We start from the raw sequence: 20,244 nt of genomic DNA on the forward strand, positions 1-20,244 counted from the left end.
TCCGGGAGTTTTTCTTTTTAGCCGTTTATACCAGCATGCTGTTTATATGAATCCTCCAGCAGCCTGATGAAATAATGATAACTCGCAAAGAGAAATAACGACGAACCCAGCCAGGCAATCGGACTGGCGTAACAAATGCCGCTGTAACCAAAATATTCGGTCAGATATACTGCGGCAGAAGTACGCAGTATCAGCTCTACGATACCGCTGAACATAGGTATCATCGCAATACCCATACCCTGTACGGCATTACGATAGATAAAAATCTGACTGAGGAAAAAATAAAACGGCACGCTGAGATGCAGATACTGCTGCGCCTGCGATAAAACCTGTTCATTAGCTTCGCTGATAAAAATACTGATCATTTCGCGGCCGAAGAAATACATAATAACAGCGGCAAATAAACTAAAACACAGAGCCAGCAACGAACATTTTTTTACACCCTCGCGGATCCTATCAAACCGATGAGCGCCAAAATTCTGCGCGCTGAAAACCGCCATCGACAAGCCAAAAGAAATCATCGGCTGCAATGCCAGCTGTTCGATCCGCATTGCGGAAGTGAAAGCTGCGATCGCAGTCGGACCGAACTTATTACAAACAGCCTGAATGAAAATCATACCAAGCCCCAACACTGAAAACTGCACCGCCATTGGCAGGCCCATACGCAGATGCTCCCAGGCAAAATTCCAGTCAAAATGCCAGTCCTGCTTTTGCAGACGCAGGATCGGAAATTTTTTGACAATATAAACAATACACAGCAGCGCGGAAAAGCCCTGCGCAATAACCAACGCTACTGCTGAACCAGGCACGCCCCAGCCGAACTGAATAATAAACAGCAGCGCCAGAAAAATATTCAGGATCGTTGCGATAATCAAAAAATATAACGGTGTTTTACTGTCGCCCAGAGAACGCAAAATGCCTGCCAGAAGATTATATCCCATCATGGCGATAATACCATGACTGATGATCAAAACATAACTTTTAGCATCTTCAAACAACTCCTCAGGAACGTTCATCGCCGCTAAAGCCGGATCAAGGGCAAATGTTGCTATAAGCATCATTATCAAAACAAAAAACAAACTCAGCATCGTGCTCATCGCCACACTGCGGCGCACACCGTCAAGATCACCGGCGCCGTACCGCTGGCCCGTAACCACCGTGAACCCATTAGACAAACCCATCGTCAGCACAACCAGCATCATGAACAGAGGCGCTGTAGCCCCAACTGCCGCCAGTGCGTTGACCCCTATCGTCCGTCCTACAATGATGATATCTGCTATATTATATAATTGCTGAAAGACATTACCTATCAAAAGCGGTACCATAAAAGGAAGGATCAGCTTCAGCGGATCTCCCTCTGTCATATTCCTTACCATAAAAACACCACCCAACCATTTCCTGACTGATCAGTCAGAGCTTAATTTTAACATTTATTTCAAATATTTGCAATTCATCTTCAGGATGAATTCACAAATAAATCAAATCTCTTTTTTTACTGATTCAAATATCTTAACAAGACAAATTTTTTTCTGTCAATTCACTGCCTCTTCAAACAATAAAAAAGGACGCCGCAGCGTCCTTTTTATTTATTTCAGTATCCTTTTACCACTTCATTACGCAGCTTGCCGATACCCTCGATCTCTACGACAACTTCATCTCCAGGCAGCATTGGACCGCAACCCATAGGCGTACCGGTCAGAATCAGATCGCCGGCATCCAGTGTCATACTTTGCGAAATATAGCTTAATATCTCATAGGGATTATATACCATGTCGCTGGTGCGCCCATTCTGCTTAAGCTGTCCGTTCAAATACAATTTGATCGACAGATCTGTAGGATCAAGATCAGTTTCCAGCCAGGGCCCCAATGGGCAAAAAGTATCAAAAGATTTACTGCGCAGCCACTGTACGTCCGACAACTGCAGATCCCGTGCTGTAACATCATTAGCGCAGGTATACCCTAAAATATAATCCGGCACATCTTCCGGAGCTACGTCTTTCATCCGCTTTTTGATAACAACGCCTAACTCAGCCTCATAAACTACCTCATGGCTCTGACGCGGATAAATGATTTTGCCGTCGTTACCGATAACAGTATGCGCAGCTTTAGTAAAAAGCGCAGGCTCCTTAGGTACGTCCACATGAAATTCTCTTGCATGGTCACGATAATTGAAACCGACACAAATAATCTGCTTCGGCACACATGGAGCCAAAAGTTTAGCGCCAGCCAAAGGAAAAACCTCATCTGTCATCCGCCAGTAAGTATCAATACTGCCATAAACGGCACGAATCACGTCGCCGTCGATAAAGCCGATTCTGGCGCGGCCCTGTTCTTCAAAACGTACGCATCTCATAAATTTTAGCTCCTTATCTTTCTCATCTTACGTTCTTTAAAATATACAGGCTCCAATCCTGCTTCATCTGCCAGGGTCAACGCTTCTTTCAGCCGCCGCCCTACATGTTCTTTATAATGGGCATCGCTGCCGATCACCGCATATTTACCTCCCAGCTGTGCATAACGTCTGTACACCGCCAGTAATGCAGCCATAGCTCCAGCATCATCCAACCGGCGGGTATTGATCTCCAGTGGTTTTTCTTTTGCTATCAGCAGCTTAAAAACCTGATCAAAAAGTTCCGGCGCTTCTCCCAGAATCAGTTCTTTATCTGCGTAAGGCATATACCGGCACATATAATCAATATGGGCAAAAGCGTCAAAATTATTATGCCGCTCCAAATTAGCCAGTGTATCTATCAGAAATTCACGTACAGCTTCAACTTTTGCCAGCCCTTCATAACAGCGTTCTTCATACAGATCGCGGCCATTAATGCAATGCATGGATGCCAGCACATAGTCAAAGGGATATTTCCCAGCCAAAGCTTCATCTGCAGCTGTTGTCTGCTTCTGCATTCCGATCTCGATTCCCAAAAGCACTTTGTCACTGCGATAAGGGCCAAACCGTTCAAAATATTCGTCTACATCAAACATAAATGCACTCGGATTCGTCGGGTAATCATCGTCCCAGTGCTCAGTGATAACGATGCCAATATTCTGCTGCTTTGCCGCAGCGACGGCCTCGGCAATTTTCATATGACTATCGCAGGAATAATCACAATGCATATGTGTGTCAAAAATCATATTCTGGCCATCCTTTCGTAGTTTATATTGTATCAAATAGGCTTGAAAAAGCAACTAGAAAAACTATTTAAAACTATTTTTCACAATATTTAACCGGTATTAAAAAACTCCTTAACAGAAAAAATTCTGTTAAGGAGTTTTTTATCAACGTTTTTTAAAATCAATCATTTTACCATTTAAATCAAATTCTGCGCTGTATGCTTCTCTGTCGCTCTCTGCGTCCATCATGACGGTCCAATCGCCTTTCCAAAAACGATACACTAACGATTCTTTGACTTTTACATCTTTTTTATCACTTACTTTTTCCTGGAAAGCTTTATACATCTCAGGAATTTTGTCCATATTTAATGCTTGCAAAGCGATCAGATTATCTTCCATATTACCGCTGCCGGTAATCTTTACAGCAGATGGGCCGCTCCAGCTCCCGTTGCGGTATTCATAATGATCGACATCTTCTTTGGTGCCTGGTTTAAGGATATTGATAGAAATAAAATTACCACCGTAATCTTTTCCTGAAACAATCGTAATATCCTGAAATACCTTAAGCTCCTGTCCTTTTAAACCATCTTTATTCTGCAGCTCGCCCATAATTTTCCCGATAGCGCCGGGCTCAGTGAAAACACTTTTACTGCTGCCACCACAGGCAGTCATGAGCATTGCAAAAATCAACATGGAAATAACTAACAATAATTTTTTCATTAGAATCGCTCCTTTAACCGAGTTCGTCTGAATATTTACAAATAACTGTTAAAGTTTCTCAATCATTTGTAAATATCATCAGATGGATAATTTGCAATTATTATAGCATACTTTTATCTGCACTTCAAAAATATTTCCGGTTCATAAACATTTGTGAAAATTTATAACGTGATATAAATAAAACTCTTTTGGACCGCTTATTAAAACCGTCCAAAAGAGTCTGCAAATCAAACGTTAAAACGAAATTCGACTACGTCGCCATCCTGCATCACGTATTCCTTACCTTCAAGCCGAACCAGCCCTTTATCGCGGGCAGCCGCTTTACTCCCGCACTCAACCAGATCATTATAGGAAACTATTTCCGCACGGATAAAGCCGCGTTCGAAATCTGTATGGATCTTGCCTGCTGCCTGCGGCGCTTTAGTTCCACGTACGATCGTCCAGGCACGTACTTCTATTTCGCCGGCAGTAATATAGGTCATCAGCCCTAAAAGTTTAAATCCGGCTTTGATCAGGCGGTCAAGCCCTGCTTCTTCTAATCCGGCCATCGCCAAAAATTCCTGCGCTTCTTCATCCGGCAGTTCGGCGATCTCCGATTCCATCTTCGCCGATACGGTAATCACTTCTGCACCCTCACCGGCCGCATACTTTATAACAGCCTGCACATGCGGATTGGCAGATGCGTCGGCAACTTCCTCTTCACTGACATTGGCTACATATAAAACAGGCTTCATAGTCAAAAGATGCAGTTCTTTCAAAAATTCCAGCTCATCTTCAGTCAGCCCCAGACGGCGTGCCGGCACTGCCTCGCTGAGTCCTGCCAAGACTTTATCCAGAACAGCCTTTTCGATTGGCACCTTTTTATCACCAGTCTTTAAAAGCTTCACCAGTCTTTCCTGGCGTTTTTCAACCGATTCCATATCTGCCAGGCACAGCTCTGTATTGATGATCTCAATGTCACGCAGAGGATCGATACTGCCCTCGACATGAGTGATATTTCCATCTTCAAAGCAACGTACGACCTGTGCAACGGCATCAACCTCACGGATATGCGCCAAAAATTTGTTACCCAGGCCTTCACCCTTAGACGCGCCTTTAACAAGCCCGGCTATATCTACAAAGCGCATTGCCGCAGGTACGATTTTTTTTGCTTTGACCATTTCTCCCAAAACAGACAAGCGTTTATCAGGCACATCAACAACACCTACATTAGGTTCTATAGTACAAAAAGGATAGTTGGCAGCCTCTGCTCCCGCTTTGGTAATAGCATTGAACAGGGTGCTTTTGCCGACATTAGGCAAACCGACTATCCCTACTTCTAAATTGGTACTCACTCTGATCGCTCCTCATCTATTAGTAATACTTTATTTTACCTCAAAGACCGTTTTTATGCAATATCATTACTGCGGCGGAGATTATGCCATTGCTTTTATTAGTTGTTTTCAGCCCATATTTATTTATATTTCTACAGTATATATTTTTGCAGTAAATTATTAAAATCTCATTTAAAGATATTTAATTACATTATTTTATGTTATAATAATAATATATTTTAGCTTGTTTGTATAAACAAGTATGAAAAGGAGCTGTTTATATGATGGAAACGATTCAGGAAATCCTTAATTTTTCAGTCGGTAAACTGACTGTTGGCAACATTATTTCCGCACTTGTCATTTTTCTTGTCTGCCACGCAGTAATCAAAGCATTGATGGGTCCAATAGAAAGACTGCTGGATAAACTGAACGTAGATTTGACGCTGCGCGGTTTTTTACGCACTGTTATCAGAGTAGTGCTCAATTTTGTAGCTGTATGCATCGTTGCTGAAAGTATCGGTATTCCTATTGCTTCACTGCTGGCCGTTTTAGGTATGTTGGGTTTAGCTGTTTCACTTTCTGTACAGGGCGCTTTATCCAATCTTTCCAATGGTATCATGCTGCTGATCACCAAACCATTCAAAGCAGGCGATTATATTGCCGCAGCTGGTATCGAAGGTACAGTTAAAGAAATTTCCATGCTCTGCACCAAAATCATCACTGTCGACAACAAAGATATTTTCGTACCGAACAGTGAGATCGCCGGCGGGAAAATCACTAACTTTTCCTCGGAACCGGTACGCCGCGTCGATATTGTGATCCGCGCCGGCTATAATAACGACATTGCCACTGTAAAAAAAGCTCTGACCGAGGCAGTTGCAGCTACGGACAATACTCTGAATGATCCCGCGCCTTTTATCAGGCTTTCCGGTTATAAAGAATATGCCGTCGAATATACGATCCGTGTTTGGGCCCAGGGCTCCGATTACTGGAATGTATATTTTGACCTGTTGGAAAACATCAGCAAAGCTTATGCCGCTAATGGCGTCAAAGGCGCTGTTCCCGGTATGAATATCTATATGCAGGAAGATAAATAGAAAATAAAAGAGCACTTCTGTTTAGAAGTGCTCTTTTATTTTATTCAGGAGTTCTTTTTCTGCATATTTAATGCGCAGCTCTGCTATGCTCAGCAATACCGTCAGTACTGCCGGAAAAAACAGCACCACCAGCAAATCAACCATCAGGTTCACTTCCTATCACGGATACCGCTTTATTTATGTACGTTAGTATGCAGACAGATTCTGTATTTACGCCAGCAGGCAAAGGTTAATACACCCAATACTGCTAAACTCAAACAAGCATTAAAGGTTGCGGCTGTCATTTATCTTCACCTCTCTCTTTCATAACCATATAATACCGCTGCCCCAACGGCAGGTAAATGCCAGGAACCGTAAAAATAGCCCTGACCAGCATAAAAAAGCTGTAAATATTACCCGGGCAATAAATGATCTGTTTCCGATCAATTACCCTCGGCTTACCGGCCTTCTCTTTTGCAGTCTGACAGATTATAGTATAATTAAATTAATAAAAGCAAAGGGGATTTTGCCATGACTAAGCCGACAACAGCACGTACCTGCATTGTAGAAGCTTTTCTGCAGCTGTGCCAGACCCTGCCCTGCGACAAAATAACAGTTTCACAGCTTACAAAAAAAGCCGGTTACAACCGCAGTACTTTTTACGCCTATTTCAATAATACAGATGATCTGCTGAAACAATTAGAAAATGAATTATTTCAGCTTGTCGACACTTTTCTGCCGCATGGCCTTCGTATTTTTCGCACAGGTATGCCTACAGCAGAAGAACGCCTGTTGTCACAAAGATTTTTTAAAAGCAATGCCCGTATTTTGGCAATGCTCCTAGGCCAGAACGGCGATCCGCGTTTTGTCCATAAAATGAAAAACCATATTCGGAAAGTACTGATCCAAAACCTGCAGCTGACTACTCAGCAGATAACACCGCAGCTGCAGCTGTTGATAGAATTTATCATCAATGGTCATCTGCAGGTATTGGTCTATTGCTACGAGCATGACAGTCCGCTTTCACCGCTCGATTTTTGGCTCAAACTACGCAGCTTTATCGACCAGCCCGCCCTGCTGGCTGCAATGACTGCAAAATCCGACAAAAGCCCCTGATTTGTTGATTGCCAAGAGGCTGCTCTTCTTCTATTATTAAATTAAGAAAGCACTCAAAGGAGCCGTATGATGAAGAAAAAATTTTTAATCATGATAGCAGTAATAACAGCGGTAATAAGCTGCCTGTGGTTTTTCTTGAAACCTGCTGCAAAAGATCCTACGCTGGTAACACTATATGGGAATGTAGATATCCGCCAATTTGATATTGGCTTTCAGGTTCCGGGACAAATCACCAAAATGTATTTTGAAGAAGGAGATACAATACGGGAAGGCAGCCTAGTCGCAGAGATCGACGCGGCAGATTACAAGCTGCAGGAAGCCAAGTCGGAAAGTGAAGTAGCCAAGGCCTATGCAGCAATGGTCCAGGCGCAGTCAGTCTATGATAAATATACTGTTTTATATGGCACAGGCGCTATTTCCAAGCTGGATTTTGAAACTGTGGAAAACACCTTGAAGGAAGCGCGCTCAGCTTATAATGCATCCGTAACCGCAAAAGATCTTTTAGCCAGGCAAAGTGATTACTCCAAACTTTATGCACTGGAAGAAGGCATCGTTACCGCACGTTTAGTTGAGCCTGGTACGATCATTCAAAAAGGAACGGCCGTCTATACTTTATCCAAACCGCGCCCGATCTGGGTCAGAGCCTATATCAATGAAACAGATCTGGGCAATATTTACGATGGTATGCCGGCACAGATCATTACCGACAGTACTGATCCGCAGACAGGCGCCAGGAAAACGTATCAGGGTCATATCGGTTATATTTCCCCTGTCAGCGAATTTACGCCCAAAAGCGTACAGACAACCGATCTGCGTACAGATCTAGTCTACATGATCCGTGTTTATGCCGATAACCCGGATAAATTTCTGCGTCAGGGAATGCCCACGACTGTTTTGATCGATTTGAAGGATACCCGGGGTAAGTAAAATGGATACGGTAGTAATAAATAATATTACTAAAAAATTTGAACATACGACTGCTATAGACGATTTGACGCTTACCATACCTACAGGACAAATGACAGGTATCGTAGGTGCCGATGCCGCGGGTAAAACCACGCTTCTGCGTATCATAATCGGGCTTTTGTGTGCCGATTCGGGAACCGTTACGACCCTTGGTTATGATCCGGCCCGGCAAAAAAAAGAACTTATCGCTCAAATAGGTTATATGCCGCAAAAATTTGGACTGTACGAAGACCTGAGCGTACGTGAAAACCTGGAATTCTATGCAGATTTGAAATCAGTCGATAAAAATTTTGACGAACTTTTGGACTTTACCGGTCTGCGGCCCTTTCAAAAACGACTGGCCGGTAATTTATCCGGCGGTATGAAGCAGAAGGTTGGTTTAGCCTGCGCGCTTTTAGGAGACCCTAAATTCCTGGTCTTAGATGAGCCTTCTGTTGGTGTAGATCCCATCTCACGCCGCGATTTAATGCGTCTGGTACGGGCGACGATCAAAGAAGATACCACCGTAATCTGGTCTACGGCTTATCTGGACGAAGCTAACAGTTTTGACAATACCGTCGTTATCGATAAGGGAAAAGTCATCTTTCATGGTCCGCCGGAAACACTGGCTGCCACTTCTGCTGATTTTGAACGCGAAGTTATCCGCCTGATGGGCGGCTATGAAGAAAAAGAATCACAGATCGCAGCCCATTATATTTATCGGGAAAGCACTGTAGAATATCCCGTGGAAGCTTTAAACCTCTTAAAAATGTACGGTAACTTTGCCGCTGTAAAAAATAACACCTTTCACATCAGAAAAGGTGAAATTTTTGGTTTGCTGGGCCCTAATGGTGCCGGCAAATCTACCTCCTTTAAAATGATGTGCGGCCTGGCCCGGCCAACAGACGGTACTGCAAAAATCATGGGGGTAGATATCAGGAAAAATCCTACTTTAGCCCGCTCCTATCTAGGCTATATGGCGCAGAAATTTTCATTATACGGCAATATGTCAGTCCGCGAAAATCTGGAATTCTTCGCCGGTATTTACGGTATTCCCCTGGCAAAAATCAAAGAACGTGTCGGCAGCATCGCGTCTTATTTTGGTTTGACTGTCTATTTTGACCAGCTGTCAGAAAAACTGCCTTTGGGCATCAAACAGCGCTTATCTTTAGCCTGCGCGCTCATCCATAATCCGCCGATCTTATTTCTGGACGAAGCCACCTCCGGCGTAGACGTGGTCACCCGCAAAGAATTTTGGTGTCATCTGCGCGCCCTGGCAAAAAAAGGCGTCACGATTTTGATTACTACTCATTTTATGGATGAAGCGGAATATTGTGATAACATCAGTTTATTTTATCAGGGCGAAACTATAGCCGTCGGCACTCCGGCAGCTTTAAAAGCGCAGGCTGCTGCTGCGACGATGGAAGAAGCCTTTATTACGCTTATTAACCGCAAAGATGCAGAAAGCGGACGGCTATGAGAATTTTATGGGCTTTTATCAAAAAAGAATTCCTGCAGATCTTTCGCGATCCCAGCAGTATTTTGATTGCTTTTATCTTGCCGACGCTGCTGTCTTTGATTTATATGTATGGCATCAATGTCGACTCCGTCAATATCAATCTGGGTCTTAAGCTGGATGACGCCAACCCCAGAGTAGTTTCTCTGGCCAGGTCTTTCAGTAATAATCAGTATATCAGAACGAAGGTCTACGATGACAAGGACGCCATGTACAGCGATATCGTCAATTCCAAACTTCAGGGAGCCGTGATCGTTCCTAACGATTTTACTGTCACTCTTAACAATGGCCGCACCGCACAGATCCTGGTCATTACCGACGGCAGCGAAACCAACACTGCCAACTATGTCCAAAGCTATGCCAGCGGCGTTATTTATCAGTGGCTGGAAACGACCGGCTACAGTAAGCAACAGGTAAGTCTGATAGATCCACAGCTGCGGATCTGGTATAACGAGAAGCTTGACAGCCATTATTTTATTTTGCCGGGTTCTCTGGCCGTAACCCTAAGTCTGGTCGGTATCCTTTTAACAGCGCTTGTCGTAGCCAGGGAATGGGAACGGGGTACAATGGAAGCTTTGTTAAGCACCAGGCTCAGCAGATTGCATTTTGTAGCCGGAAAATATTTTTCCTACTATATTTTGGGCATCTGCTCGCTTTTGTTTAACGTGTTTTTATGCATCGCTGTTTTTGATCTGCCCTTCCGCGGTTCTTATATCATACTATTTTTGGTGGGCAGCCTGTTTTTGCTGACCTGTATGGGCATCGGCTTACTGGTATCCACGATTTTTAAAAATCAATTTCTGGCCTGCCAGATCTCTTTAGTCATGGGTTTTTTACCGGCACTGCTCCTTTCCGGGCTGATGTTTCCGATTTCATCCATGCCTGCTTTTTTCAGATATTTAACAGCTGTTTTGCCGCAGCGTTATTTTGTGTCGTTTATTGAAAGTGAGTTTTTAGCAGGAACTATCAGTGATATAGTTCTGATCAACACCGTTTATTTAAGCTGTCTGTGCCTTGTGTTGTTATTTTTAGTTTATAAAAATACGTTAGTGAGGTTGGAAAAATGACAACACGATTATTGACGCTGATCATTAAAGAATTTAAAGCAATCTGGAAAGATCCCCGCAGCAGAATGATCGTTACCATCATGCCTATTATTCAGCTTATTGTTTTCGCCAACGCTGTAACAATGGAAGTAAAAAATATTGATATGTTAGTGCTGGATAACAGCCGCAGCTACTATTCCCGCGAACTGATCAGCCATTTTGCAAATTCGCCCTGGTTCAACTCTGTAGCGGTTGTTGACACGCCTGAACAGCTCAAACAAAGCATTGATATCCAAAAAGCAAGCCTGGCTCTGGAAATACCTCCTGATTTTGCCGTATCTATAAAAAACAAGACCGGCGCCAGCGTGCAGCTGATAACAGACGGCAGGCAGACAAATTCCGCTTCGATCATCGGCAGCTATGCTACACAGATCATCCAAAGCTATGCCAAAGAATTATCCGGCAGCGAGCCACGCTTGGAAATAGTCACCAGAAACTGGTTCAATGTCAACCTTGATTATAAGTATTACTCACTCGTTTCCCTGATGGCTATGCTCTCGATGGTCATCGTGCTTTTACTGACATCACTGTCTATTGCCCGGGAAAAAGAAGTCGGTACTTTTGACCAGCTCATTGTCAGCCCTCTGTCTTCTACCGAGATCCTCATCGGCAAAGCCGTACCGGCCCAGCTCTTAGCCTGGCTTCTGACAATGGTGATGCTTGCTATTTCAGTACACTTTTTTGATTTTCCTTTGGTTGGTTCGCTTGCAGTTTTTTTAGCAGCTGACTTTGTCGCTCTTTTAGCTTTAGTCGGTGTCGGTCTGTTTATTTCATCCTTATGCAGAACGCAGCAGCAGGCTATTTTAGGTGTCTTTACCTTTCAGATGCCTGCCGTATTGTTATCAGGATTTATCTCGCCTATTGATAATATGCCGGTCATACTGCAATACCTCACTTACCTTAATCCGCTGCGTTTCTTTCTGGTCATTGCCAAAGGCGTACTGCTGAAAAATATGGATATGTATCATGTGCTGATAAATTTGATACCGCTGGCTTTAATAGCTGTTTTAACACTAAGTATTGCCGGCTGGACCTTTAAAAGTAAACTGGAATAAAATCATCAAATTCCGGAAACTGTTACTATCACACCGGAACAGAGCCTTGTACTCTTTGCCCTGCAACGTCACTTCAACCTTTATAAAAAAACAAGCCCTCCGTTTCATCAGAAACAGGGGGCTTGTTTTTCAACCGTTTTCATTCATATCTGCTGATTTCGACCAGATTGTTATCAGGGTCACGCACATAAAGGCTCTGCATTTTCCCTAAAGCACCATTACGCTCGACGATGCCAACTTCAACCGCGATACCATGCTTTGCCAGCTCCTGATAAACAATGGGCAGTTCCGTTACCGTCAGCAGACAAATATCCAGACTGCCGTAAGCCACATTTCCGGCCGCCGGCAAAAATTCCGCAGGACAACGATGAACATTGATCTTCTGCATACCGAAGCGAAATGCATAATGGTCGTTCTGGCACAACAGTTCCATCCCCAGGACATCACGATAGAACCAGACGCAGAGTTCAAAATTACTCGTTGTCAAAACCAAATGATCTAAAGCTGTAATCTGCATTTTGCGCCGCTCTCTTTCAATATTTTTAATTAAAAAGCTCTGCCTTTCAGCAGAGCTTTTTGCTATTTTACTGATCGGCCGCAGAAACCACAGCTTTTACAGCTTTAATGAACTTAGGCCTGGCAATCATTACAAAATGACCGCAGCCCCTGCATTTTAAACCAAAATCCATTCCTGTACGGGTAATTTCCCATTCAAAGGACCCGCAGGGATGAGCTTTTTTCATCCGCACTACATCGCCGACATTGAACTTAGCGTCCAACATAGCTTATTCTACACCCTTCACCGTACTGATATCCGTTACATCGTAACCGGCTTCACGGATCTGCTCAATAATATCCATACCATGCTGCGAAAGGTCAGCGCGAATAGTCAGCTCCGTAGTATCTGCATCATTACGCTTGGTTACAACAGAAATGATATTGATGCCCTGATCGCGGAACATACCGCCAATATCGGCAATAACGCCGACCTTATCAGTAACATCGATCGTGATACGAGTGCAGCTTTTAGCAATGCCCATGATGGTAACGAAAGCACGGAAAATATCGCTGTCCGTAATAATGCCGCACAGCCTGTTATCTTCATTCACAACAGGCAGAGCGTTGATCTTATGTTTATACAATATATAGGCGACATCCTCAATTGCACTGTTATCACGCACAGTAATCACATCGCGGGTCATTACGTCGCGTACCTTCAGACGTGACAGCAGATAATTAGCTTCATAACGTGATAAAGTACTGGCATCAGAAGGTGAAGTGCGCCCAACGTCGCCATCAGTGATAATGCCCATCACTCTTTTGATATCATCTACAACCGGAATACGGCGAAAAGCACTGCTCTTCATCAGTTCCCGGGCTTCCAGCATGCTTTTGTCTTCTGAAATCGTTAATACGTTAGGTGTCATAAAGTCTTTAACTAGCATTGTAAACACGCTCCTTTTCCGGCATCAGCCGCCCAAATAAGCCTTACGCACAGCTTCACTGCTGGCTAATTCCTGTGCTGTACCTGCCAAAGCGATGCGACCGGTTTCCAATACATAAGCTTTATCGGCAATTGATAAAGCCATATTGGCATTTTGTTCTACCAAAAGCACCGTTGTACCGCTCTCGTTTATTTCTTTTATTATATTAAAAATTTCTTTAACAAGCAATGGTGCCAGACCCATTGAGGGTTCATCCAACAGCAAAAGTCTCGGCCTGCTCATCAAAGCCCGTCCCATAGCCAGCATTTGCTGCTCACCGCCGGAAAGCGTTCCTGAAATCTGGTCCTTACGTTCCAGCAGTCTAGGAAATTTTTTAAAAACGTCTTCCAGATCGCGGGCAATACCATCCTTATCATTACGCAGGTATGCACCCAGTTCCAGGTTTTCCATGACCGACATATTTGCAAAAACATGCCTTCCTTCCGGAACCTGACATAGGCCCATACCCACAATTTTATGTGCCGGTACGCCGACGATATTTTTATCTTCAAACAAGATCGTGCCGTTTTTCGGTTTCATCAGCCCGGAAATAGTCCTCAGCGTTGTGCTTTTGCCGGCGCCGTTAGACCCTACCAGAGTTACGATCTCACCTTTCGGTACCTCGATACTGATGCCCTTGATAGCGTGGATAGCACCATAATATACATCGATATTGTCTACCTTTAACATCAGGACACCTCCTCGCCCAAGTATGCTTCGATAACGCGTTTATTATTTTTGATTTCATCAGGCGTGCCGCTGGCAATACAAAAACCATATTCCAGAACATATATCCGCTCGCAGACCCCCATAACCAAACCCATATCATGTTCGATCAGCAAAATCGACAATCTGAATTTATCTCTGATCCAGCGGATCATTTCCATCAGCTCTTTAGTTTCCTGTGGATTCATACCTGCAGCCGGTTCGTCCAAAAGCAGCAGCTTCGGTTCCGTGGCCAGTGCACGGGCAATCTCCAGCCGTCTCTGTTCACCATAGGGAAGATTTTTTGCTGTTTCATAAGCTTTATCTTCCAGCTTAAAGATTTTTAAAAGCTCCAGGGCTTTTTTGGTAATTTCATCCTCTTCGCTGAAATAACGGCCAACCCGGGCAATCGCCTCGCCTAAAGTATATTTGACATGCATATTATAAGCAATTTTGACATTGTCGATAACCGAAAGCTCGGAAAAAAGTCTGATATTCTGGAAAGTACGCGCCATTCCCAGCTGCGTTACCTGATACGATTTTTTACCGCTGGTTCGCGTACCGTTGAACATTATCTCGCCTTCAGTAGGTGTATAAACACCGGTAATCATATTAAAAGCCGTAGTTTTTCCGGCTCCGTTGGGACCGATCAGCCCAATCAGCTCACCTGCTTTGATTTCCATGGAAAAGTTGGAGACAGCACGCAAGCCGCCGAAAACCATCGAAATATCATTTACTTTCAGCAGTGCTTCCATCTTTGCCACCTCCTAAATGAAACATTTTCAAGCTGAGCTCCTTATTACCGAACAGTCCCTGCGGACGGCGCAGCATCAGGACGATCAGAGTAATCGAGTAAATTATCATCCGCCATTCAGGATATTCTGCCAGATAAGCAGAAATAAAAGTCAGCAGCACAGCGCCGGTAATAGCGCCTGTCATCGAGCCCAGGCCGCCTAAAACGACCATGGTCAGAATATCGAAAGAACGCATGAAAGTAAAGGATGCCGGATGTGCAATATAAAAGTAATGCGAGAACAATACGCCTGCAGTGCCGGCAAAAGCAGCCCCCAGCGTAAACGCCATAACTTTGTATTTCGTAGTGTCGATACCCATAGTATCAGCAGCGATCTCATTCTCGCGAATTGCCAGACAACAGCGTCCTGGCGCTGAATTCTTGAAATTTTTAATAAAGAAAATGATGAAGATCATAATCCAGAAAACCCAGGGGAAATTGGTCAAACGGGGTATGCCCATCAGTCCGGAAGCACCGCCCACATAATCGATATTCAGGATACAGATACGAATGATCTCACCTAAACCAAGTGTCGCGATCGCCAGATAATCGCCATTCAGACGTAATGTCGGCAGACCGATCAAAAATCCCAAAAAGCCGGCAGCAACTGTGCCCGCTATCAATGCCAGCTCATATGAAAAACCAAGCTTGACCGTAACGATAGCGCCGGTATAAGCACCAACCGCCAAAAAGCCCGCATGTCCGATAGAAAACTGGCCTGTGTAACCATTGATCAGGTTCAAGCTGACTGAAAGAATAATATTAATACAAATCAGAACGATATTCAGTTCCCAGAAAGGTCCGATGATCTCTGCCATCATCAATCCCTGCATAACAGCAAAAAGTACAGCGCAGGCTACCAATGTCAGCAAATCTTTTTTTCTCAATGCATTCATAGCTCTCACCTACACTTTCTCACGTACATTTTTGCCCAATATACCGGCAGGTTTATAGAGCAAAATAAGGATCAGGATAGCAAATGCCGCAGCATCGCGGAAGGTTGAAGAAAAGAAACCGCTGACCATCGCCTCAACAACGCCCAGGATAATCCCTCCCAGCATAGCGCCGGGAATAATGCCAATACCGCCGAGAACTGCGGCAACGAAAGCCTTGATGCCAGGCACCATGCCCATCAGAGGATCGATAGAGTTATAATAGATACCTACCAAAACACCGCCGGCTGCTGCCAAAGCAGAACCTAAAGCAAAAGTCATGGAAATAACACGGTCAATATTAATACCCATCAAACGGGCGGCATCAGCATCAAAAGATACTGCACGCATCGCTTTGCCCGCTTTGGTGTTTTGTACAATGTAAGTCAGTACGGCCATCAAAATCAGCGCACTGATCAGGATAACGATCTGCTGGCTGTTTACTACCAACGGTCCAAAATGATAAATAGTCGCTTCAAACACAGCCGGGAACGTACGCGGCTGCGGCGTTGCAATAAGGATCATACTGTATTCCAGAAAGAAAGATACACCGATTGCCGTAATTAAGATTGCGATTCTTGGAGCATTACGCATCGGCCTATAAGCCACGCGTTCAATAATAATACCGGCTAATGCGGCACAGGCCATAGAAAAGAGTATAGCCGGAATAAAAGAAAAGCCAAACATTGTAGTTGCTATAAAGCCGAAATACGCACCCAACATGTAAATATCGCCATGAGCGAAGTTGATAAGCTTGATGATACCATAGATCATCGTGTATCCCAATGCTACCAGCGCATAAATACTGCCCAACGAAATGCCGTTAATAAGCTGTTGGACAAATTGCTGCATAAAGGAACCCATGTCCATAATTCCCGTCCTCCTGATCTCGTGGATTAAACGCAATGAGGCTGTGGTAATACCACAGCCCGCACCATTGCAAAAATTAATTGTGGATTTTTATCAAGGATTGATTTTTGTCCTGAAGGTTTGAGCGCCGTCTTTATGTTCGATAATTACAGCACTTTTAACCGGATTATGCTGCGCGTCAAAGGTTACGGTACCTGATACGCCCTGGAAACCGTTGATCTTGGCCATAGACTGAGCGATTTTCACCGGATCGGTATCGCCTGCATTTTTGATTGCCTCGGCAACCAGCAAAGCAGAGTCATAAGCAAGCGCTGCAAAAACGTCTGGTTTTACTTTATAAGCCTTTTCATACTCGCTGACAAACGCTTTATTCAAAGCAGAATCGTCATCAGGAGAATAAAGGCTTGAGAAATAAGTATTATTGAGTGCCGCCTTACCTGCTATTTCAGGCAGTTTAGCGCTGTCCCAGCCATCGCCGCCGGCCATGGGGATCTCGATACCCATCTCACGGCCCTGCTTAACGATCATACCAACTTCCTGATAATAGCCGGGAACATACAGAATATCCGGAGCCGCAGCTTTGATTTTAGTCAAAGTAGCTTTAAAATCGGTATCCTTTTGCAGATAGGATTCTTCAGCCACAACAGTGCCGCCGTTCTTGATAAAGTTCTCTTTAAAGAACGCCGCCAGACCTTTGGCATAGTCAGAAGAATTATCGATAAGGATCGCTGCTTTTGTTGCCTGTAAATCATTTTTAGCAAAGTTTGCCATAACAGTACCCTGGAACGGATCAATAAAGCAGGCGCGGAAATTATATTCTTTTGTTTTTCCTGTCGCCGGATCAACTGTAACGTTAGGGTTGGTAGCCATAGGAGCAATATCCAGCACTTTACTGCCGTTATTGATCGCGCCTGCGGCTATCGTAGCCGAGGAAAGGTTTGGGCCGATAACGGCAACAACCTTGTCCTGAGAGACCAGCTTCTGCATGGCATTGGTAGCTTCTGCTGCTTCGGACTTGTTATCCGCCACAACAAGCTCCAGTTTTTTGCCATTAATGCCACCTTTGTCATTAATGTTTTTGAAAGCCAGCTCAATAGCATTTTTCGAAGAAATACCAAAACTGGCACTGCCGCCGGTCATCTCAAGATTACCGCCGACCTTGATGGTATCGCCGCCGGCCGGTTTTTTATCGCCGCCGCAGCCGCTGAGCATAGCTGCTAAAGCTACGCTTGCTACCATTACTGAGAATACCTTGGTAACTTTTTTCATTGTTTTTCCCCCTCTGATGAAAACTGCAAAATATATTTAATCTGGCGCGTTTAAAACACGCCGGACTAAAAAACATCTAAAAAACAATGGGTCTACCTGGGTTCTATATTATATATTCTTTTGCAAACAGTTTTTTTATCTGAATTACAGCGTGATTTTTTCTTTGAAGGTCTGAACGCCGTCTTTTAATTCAATAATAATAGCGCTGGTAATCGGGTTATGATCTGCGTCATAAGTCAATTTACCACTGGCAACAGACAAGTCTTTAGTCGCAGCAATAGCCGCAGCCAATTTAGTACCGTCAGTAGTTCCTGCACGTTTAATAGCGTCAGCTAAAATCAGACCGGCATTATAACCCTGCATACAGAAAACATCAGGCTCTTTATTATACATAGCTTTATAACCGGCGATGAATTTTTGTACGGAAGGCTCTTTATCCTGTGCGGAATAAGCGCTGGAGAAATAGGTATTGTTCAAAGCTTCAGGACCGCCGATTTCAACAAGCTTCGGACTATCCCAGCCATCGCATCCCAAAAGCGGAACATTCAACCCCAATTCACGTGTTTGTTTAATGATTTTAGCAACTTCTTCATAATACCCGGGAATATAGATTGCTTCCGGATTAGTGGATTTGATTTTCGTCAGGGCAGATTTAAAATCAAGGTCTTTAGCAAGAAAAGCTTCTTTAGCGACGATCTTGCCGCCTTTTTCTTCCATAGTTTTAGTAAATACTTCAGCTAAGCCTTTGGAATAATCACTGGAAGCATCATACAAAATCGCTACATTTTTTACTTTCAGGTTTTTATCAGCAAATTCTGCCATAACACGTCCCTGGAAGGGATCGATAAAGCAGGAACGGAACACAAATTCTTTTACTTTGCCATTTTCGACAGTAATGTTCGGCGCAGTTGCACAAGGTGCAATCAAAGGCACTTTATTAGCAGTAGTGATAGGTGTGGAAGCAGCTACACAACCGCTGGTTGCCGGTCCGACAACAGCTATTACCTTATCCTGAGTGACGAGTTTGGTAACCGAGTTACCTGCTTCAGAAGGTTCCGACTTGTTATCGCTTTCCACGATACGCAATTTTTTACCATCAATACCGCCGGCTTTATTTACTTCATCAAAAGCCATTTTTAAGCCTGAAAGAGTAGACTTGCCGTAATTGGCGACATTACCGGTCAGCTCAAAGCTTGCACCTACTACGATTTCGTTGCTGTTTGCAGCCTCTTTCTTTTTGTCTCCGCCGCCGCAGCCTGCTGTCAGCGAAGCAAATACCATCGCTGCCAAAGCAGCACTGGCAACTTTTTTCCAGGTTTTCATTTGTTCTTTCCCCTTTTCCTATAATAGTATAAATTGGTTACTTCTATGCAGCAGCCGACGCTGTTCCCCTCTTAACAGTATTTTCCTGGCAAAGCTACGTTTGTAACTATCTGCTCACAATTATAAATAATTTTTCACACTTTTGTCAACTCTTTTTTTGTAAATCCATACAAAAAACAAATAATTTACCTTACGATTTTGTATTTTTTGGACTTTTTTTATTTTAATCCGTATCCAAGATACTTTTTTCCATTCAACGTAGACTGTATACAAAATTCATGGAAATGGCTTGGCAGCTTTTCTTGATATGATGTATAATATCCTTGTATGTTAATCGATTACAGATAGGAGCTCCTATGCATTATATACCCTTACTTTTTTTATGTGCGAAAGTTTTTTCCTTCATATATCACCGGGAGCTGGCTTTATTCCTGCATAACTTCCGGGCCATAGTCGAAGCGCGCAGAAGTACCAAAAAGGTACATGTTGTTTTTATTGATAAAACCACTATTTTTTTTCTGATTTATTTTCTCATTGATATTCTTTTCTTATTCTACTGTATCTGGCTCATTACCGGTGACAGCTGGGAACCCGGATGTATGCTGTTATTTCTTTCTGCTTTGGAGTCTTATGGTGTCCAGGGACGTATTGCCGGTGCCTATGAAGTAAGTCCACAGGGATTTATTTATGCTAAAATCTGGTTTAAGTACCTGATGAGCGCGCAAATAATGTTCATCCTTCTGCAACTGTTCCACGGAAATATGTAGTGCGTAGAACTGCTCATCTTTTTCTACAAAAATAAGAATTACCAATATATATATGTAAACATTATAAAAGCGATTTCTAAATTATTAGGAATCGCTTATTTATTTCCTCCAAATAAATAACAGCTATTATAACCTCTTTT

22 protein-coding genes are annotated in these 20,244 nt (G+C 43.6%); 7 read left to right on the forward strand and 15 right to left on the reverse strand.

The features are described 5' to 3' along the window. Nucleotides 1–17: 17 nt before the first annotated feature. The 5 genes from C8D73_RS05735 to ychF all read right to left on the reverse strand — a co-directional run bounded on the left by C8D73_RS05735 (nt 18) and on the right by ychF (nt 5,168). Nucleotides 18–1,376 carry an MATE family efflux transporter gene (locus C8D73_RS05735; protein WP_211305784.1) on the reverse strand — a complete coding sequence of 453 codons (1,359 nt, stop codon included), beginning with the start codon at nt 1,374–1,376 and terminating at the stop codon, nt 18–20. Between the two features lie 215 nt (nt 1,377–1,591). Then, nucleotides 1,592–2,353, reverse strand: a complete 762-nt coding sequence (locus C8D73_RS05740; protein WP_021718776.1) for a fumarylacetoacetate hydrolase family protein — start codon at nt 2,351–2,353, stop codon at nt 1,592–1,594. 5 nt (nt 2,354–2,358) lie between these two features. Next, entirely contained in the window at nt 2,359–3,135 is a 777-nt protein-coding gene (locus C8D73_RS05745; RefSeq protein ID WP_113077601.1) for a histidinol-phosphatase HisJ family protein, read from the reverse strand. Nucleotides 3,136–3,279: 144 nt separating this feature from the next. After that, nucleotides 3,280–3,834 carry a hypothetical protein gene (locus C8D73_RS05750; protein ID WP_021718778.1) on the reverse strand — a complete coding sequence of 185 codons (555 nt, stop codon included), beginning with the start codon at nt 3,832–3,834 and terminating at the stop codon, nt 3,280–3,282. A 227-nt stretch (nt 3,835–4,061) separates the two neighbouring features. After that, a complete protein-coding gene (ychF, locus tag C8D73_RS05755) occupies nt 4,062–5,168 on the reverse strand; it encodes a redox-regulated ATPase YchF (protein WP_113077602.1) in 1,107 nt (368 codons plus the stop codon). Between the two features lie 260 nt (nt 5,169–5,428). Here ychF and C8D73_RS05760 point away from each other — a divergent pair, with 260 nt between their 5' ends. Then, nucleotides 5,429–6,244, forward strand: coding sequence for a mechanosensitive ion channel family protein (locus tag C8D73_RS05760; protein WP_021718780.1), 816 nt, complete (start codon nt 5,429–5,431; stop codon nt 6,242–6,244). Nucleotides 6,245–6,265: 21 nt separating this feature from the next. Here the strand turns inward: C8D73_RS05760 and C8D73_RS11445 are convergent, their stop codons facing one another. Then, a complete protein-coding gene (locus C8D73_RS11445; RefSeq protein ID WP_021718781.1) occupies nt 6,266–6,388 on the reverse strand; it encodes a hypothetical protein in 123 nt (40 codons plus the stop codon). Nucleotides 6,389–6,754: 366 nt separating this feature from the next. Between C8D73_RS11445 and C8D73_RS05765 the strand changes: the two genes are divergently transcribed. The 5 genes from C8D73_RS05765 (at nt 6,755) to C8D73_RS05785 (ending at nt 11,961) form a co-directional block, all read left to right on the forward strand. Beyond that, nucleotides 6,755–7,339 carry a TetR/AcrR family transcriptional regulator gene (locus tag C8D73_RS05765; protein WP_021718783.1) on the forward strand — a complete coding sequence of 195 codons (585 nt, stop codon included), beginning with the start codon at nt 6,755–6,757 and terminating at the stop codon, nt 7,337–7,339. A gap of 66 nt (nt 7,340–7,405) precedes the next feature. Next, on the forward strand, nt 7,406–8,266 hold the full coding sequence (locus C8D73_RS05770) for an efflux RND transporter periplasmic adaptor subunit (RefSeq protein WP_113077603.1): 861 nt from the start codon (nt 7,406–7,408) through the stop codon (nt 8,264–8,266). A gap of 1 nt (nt 8,267) precedes the next feature. Then, the gene (locus tag C8D73_RS05775; protein ID WP_113077604.1) at nt 8,268–9,764 is read left to right on the forward strand and encodes an ATP-binding cassette domain-containing protein; all 1,497 of its coding nucleotides are present in this window, start codon (nt 8,268–8,270) and stop codon (nt 9,762–9,764) included. Then, complete coding sequence (locus tag C8D73_RS05780; protein ID WP_046430417.1) at nt 9,761–10,867, forward strand: ABC transporter permease; 1,107 nt, start codon at nt 9,761–9,763, stop codon at nt 10,865–10,867. Before C8D73_RS05775 ends, C8D73_RS05780 begins: the two co-directional genes overlap by 4 nt. After that, nucleotides 10,864–11,961, forward strand: coding sequence for an ABC transporter permease (locus C8D73_RS05785; protein WP_113077605.1), 1,098 nt, complete (start codon nt 10,864–10,866; stop codon nt 11,959–11,961). The genes C8D73_RS05780 and C8D73_RS05785 overlap by 4 nt, the downstream gene beginning before the upstream one ends. A 139-nt stretch (nt 11,962–12,100) precedes the next feature. Here C8D73_RS05785 and C8D73_RS05790 read toward each other — a convergent pair whose 3' ends face one another. The 9 genes from C8D73_RS05790 to C8D73_RS05830 form a co-directional block, all read right to left on the reverse strand. Beyond that, nucleotides 12,101–12,478, reverse strand: coding sequence for a VOC family protein (locus C8D73_RS05790; protein WP_021718788.1), 378 nt, complete (start codon nt 12,476–12,478; stop codon nt 12,101–12,103). A gap of 67 nt (nt 12,479–12,545) precedes the next feature. Then, on the reverse strand, nt 12,546–12,743 hold the full coding sequence (locus C8D73_RS05795) for a DUF951 domain-containing protein (protein ID WP_021718789.1): 198 nt from the start codon (nt 12,741–12,743) through the stop codon (nt 12,546–12,548). 3 nt (nt 12,744–12,746) lie between these two features. Then, the gene (locus tag C8D73_RS05800; RefSeq protein WP_021718790.1) at nt 12,747–13,406 is read right to left on the reverse strand and encodes a CBS and ACT domain-containing protein; all 660 of its coding nucleotides are present in this window, start codon (nt 13,404–13,406) and stop codon (nt 12,747–12,749) included. 24 nt (nt 13,407–13,430) lie between these two features. Beyond that, nucleotides 13,431–14,135, reverse strand: coding sequence for an ABC transporter ATP-binding protein (locus C8D73_RS05805; RefSeq protein WP_021718791.1), 705 nt, complete (start codon nt 14,133–14,135; stop codon nt 13,431–13,433). Then, the gene (locus C8D73_RS05810) at nt 14,135–14,905 is read right to left on the reverse strand and encodes an ABC transporter ATP-binding protein (RefSeq protein WP_113077606.1); all 771 of its coding nucleotides are present in this window, start codon (nt 14,903–14,905) and stop codon (nt 14,135–14,137) included. Before C8D73_RS05810 ends, C8D73_RS05805 begins: the two co-directional genes overlap by 1 nt. Beyond that, nucleotides 14,880–15,839: a branched-chain amino acid ABC transporter permease gene (locus tag C8D73_RS05815; RefSeq protein WP_021718793.1), complete on the reverse strand. Its 960-nt coding sequence runs from the start codon at nt 15,837–15,839 to the stop codon at nt 14,880–14,882. The genes C8D73_RS05810 and C8D73_RS05815 overlap by 26 nt, the downstream gene beginning before the upstream one ends. Nucleotides 15,840–15,848: 9 nt before the next feature. Further along, the gene (locus C8D73_RS05820; RefSeq protein WP_021718794.1) at nt 15,849–16,745 is read right to left on the reverse strand and encodes a branched-chain amino acid ABC transporter permease; all 897 of its coding nucleotides are present in this window, start codon (nt 16,743–16,745) and stop codon (nt 15,849–15,851) included. Nucleotides 16,746–16,838: 93 nt separating this feature from the next. Next, nucleotides 16,839–18,014, reverse strand: coding sequence for an ABC transporter substrate-binding protein (locus C8D73_RS05825; RefSeq protein ID WP_021718795.1), 1,176 nt, complete (start codon nt 18,012–18,014; stop codon nt 16,839–16,841). Between the two features lie 144 nt (nt 18,015–18,158). Then, entirely contained in the window at nt 18,159–19,337 is a 1,179-nt protein-coding gene (locus C8D73_RS05830; protein ID WP_113077607.1) for an ABC transporter substrate-binding protein, read from the reverse strand. A 599-nt stretch (nt 19,338–19,936) separates the two neighbouring features. On the opposite strand from C8D73_RS05830, the gene C8D73_RS11210 reads away from it, so the two are divergent. Next, a complete protein-coding gene (locus C8D73_RS11210; protein WP_155164053.1) occupies nt 19,937–20,104 on the forward strand; it encodes a hypothetical protein in 168 nt (55 codons plus the stop codon). Nucleotides 20,105–20,244: the final 140 nt, after the last annotated feature.

The organism is Phascolarctobacterium faecium DSM 14760 (genome assembly GCF_003269275.1).
GTDB classification, from domain to species: domain Bacteria; phylum Bacillota; class Negativicutes; order Acidaminococcales; family Acidaminococcaceae; genus Phascolarctobacterium; species Phascolarctobacterium faecium.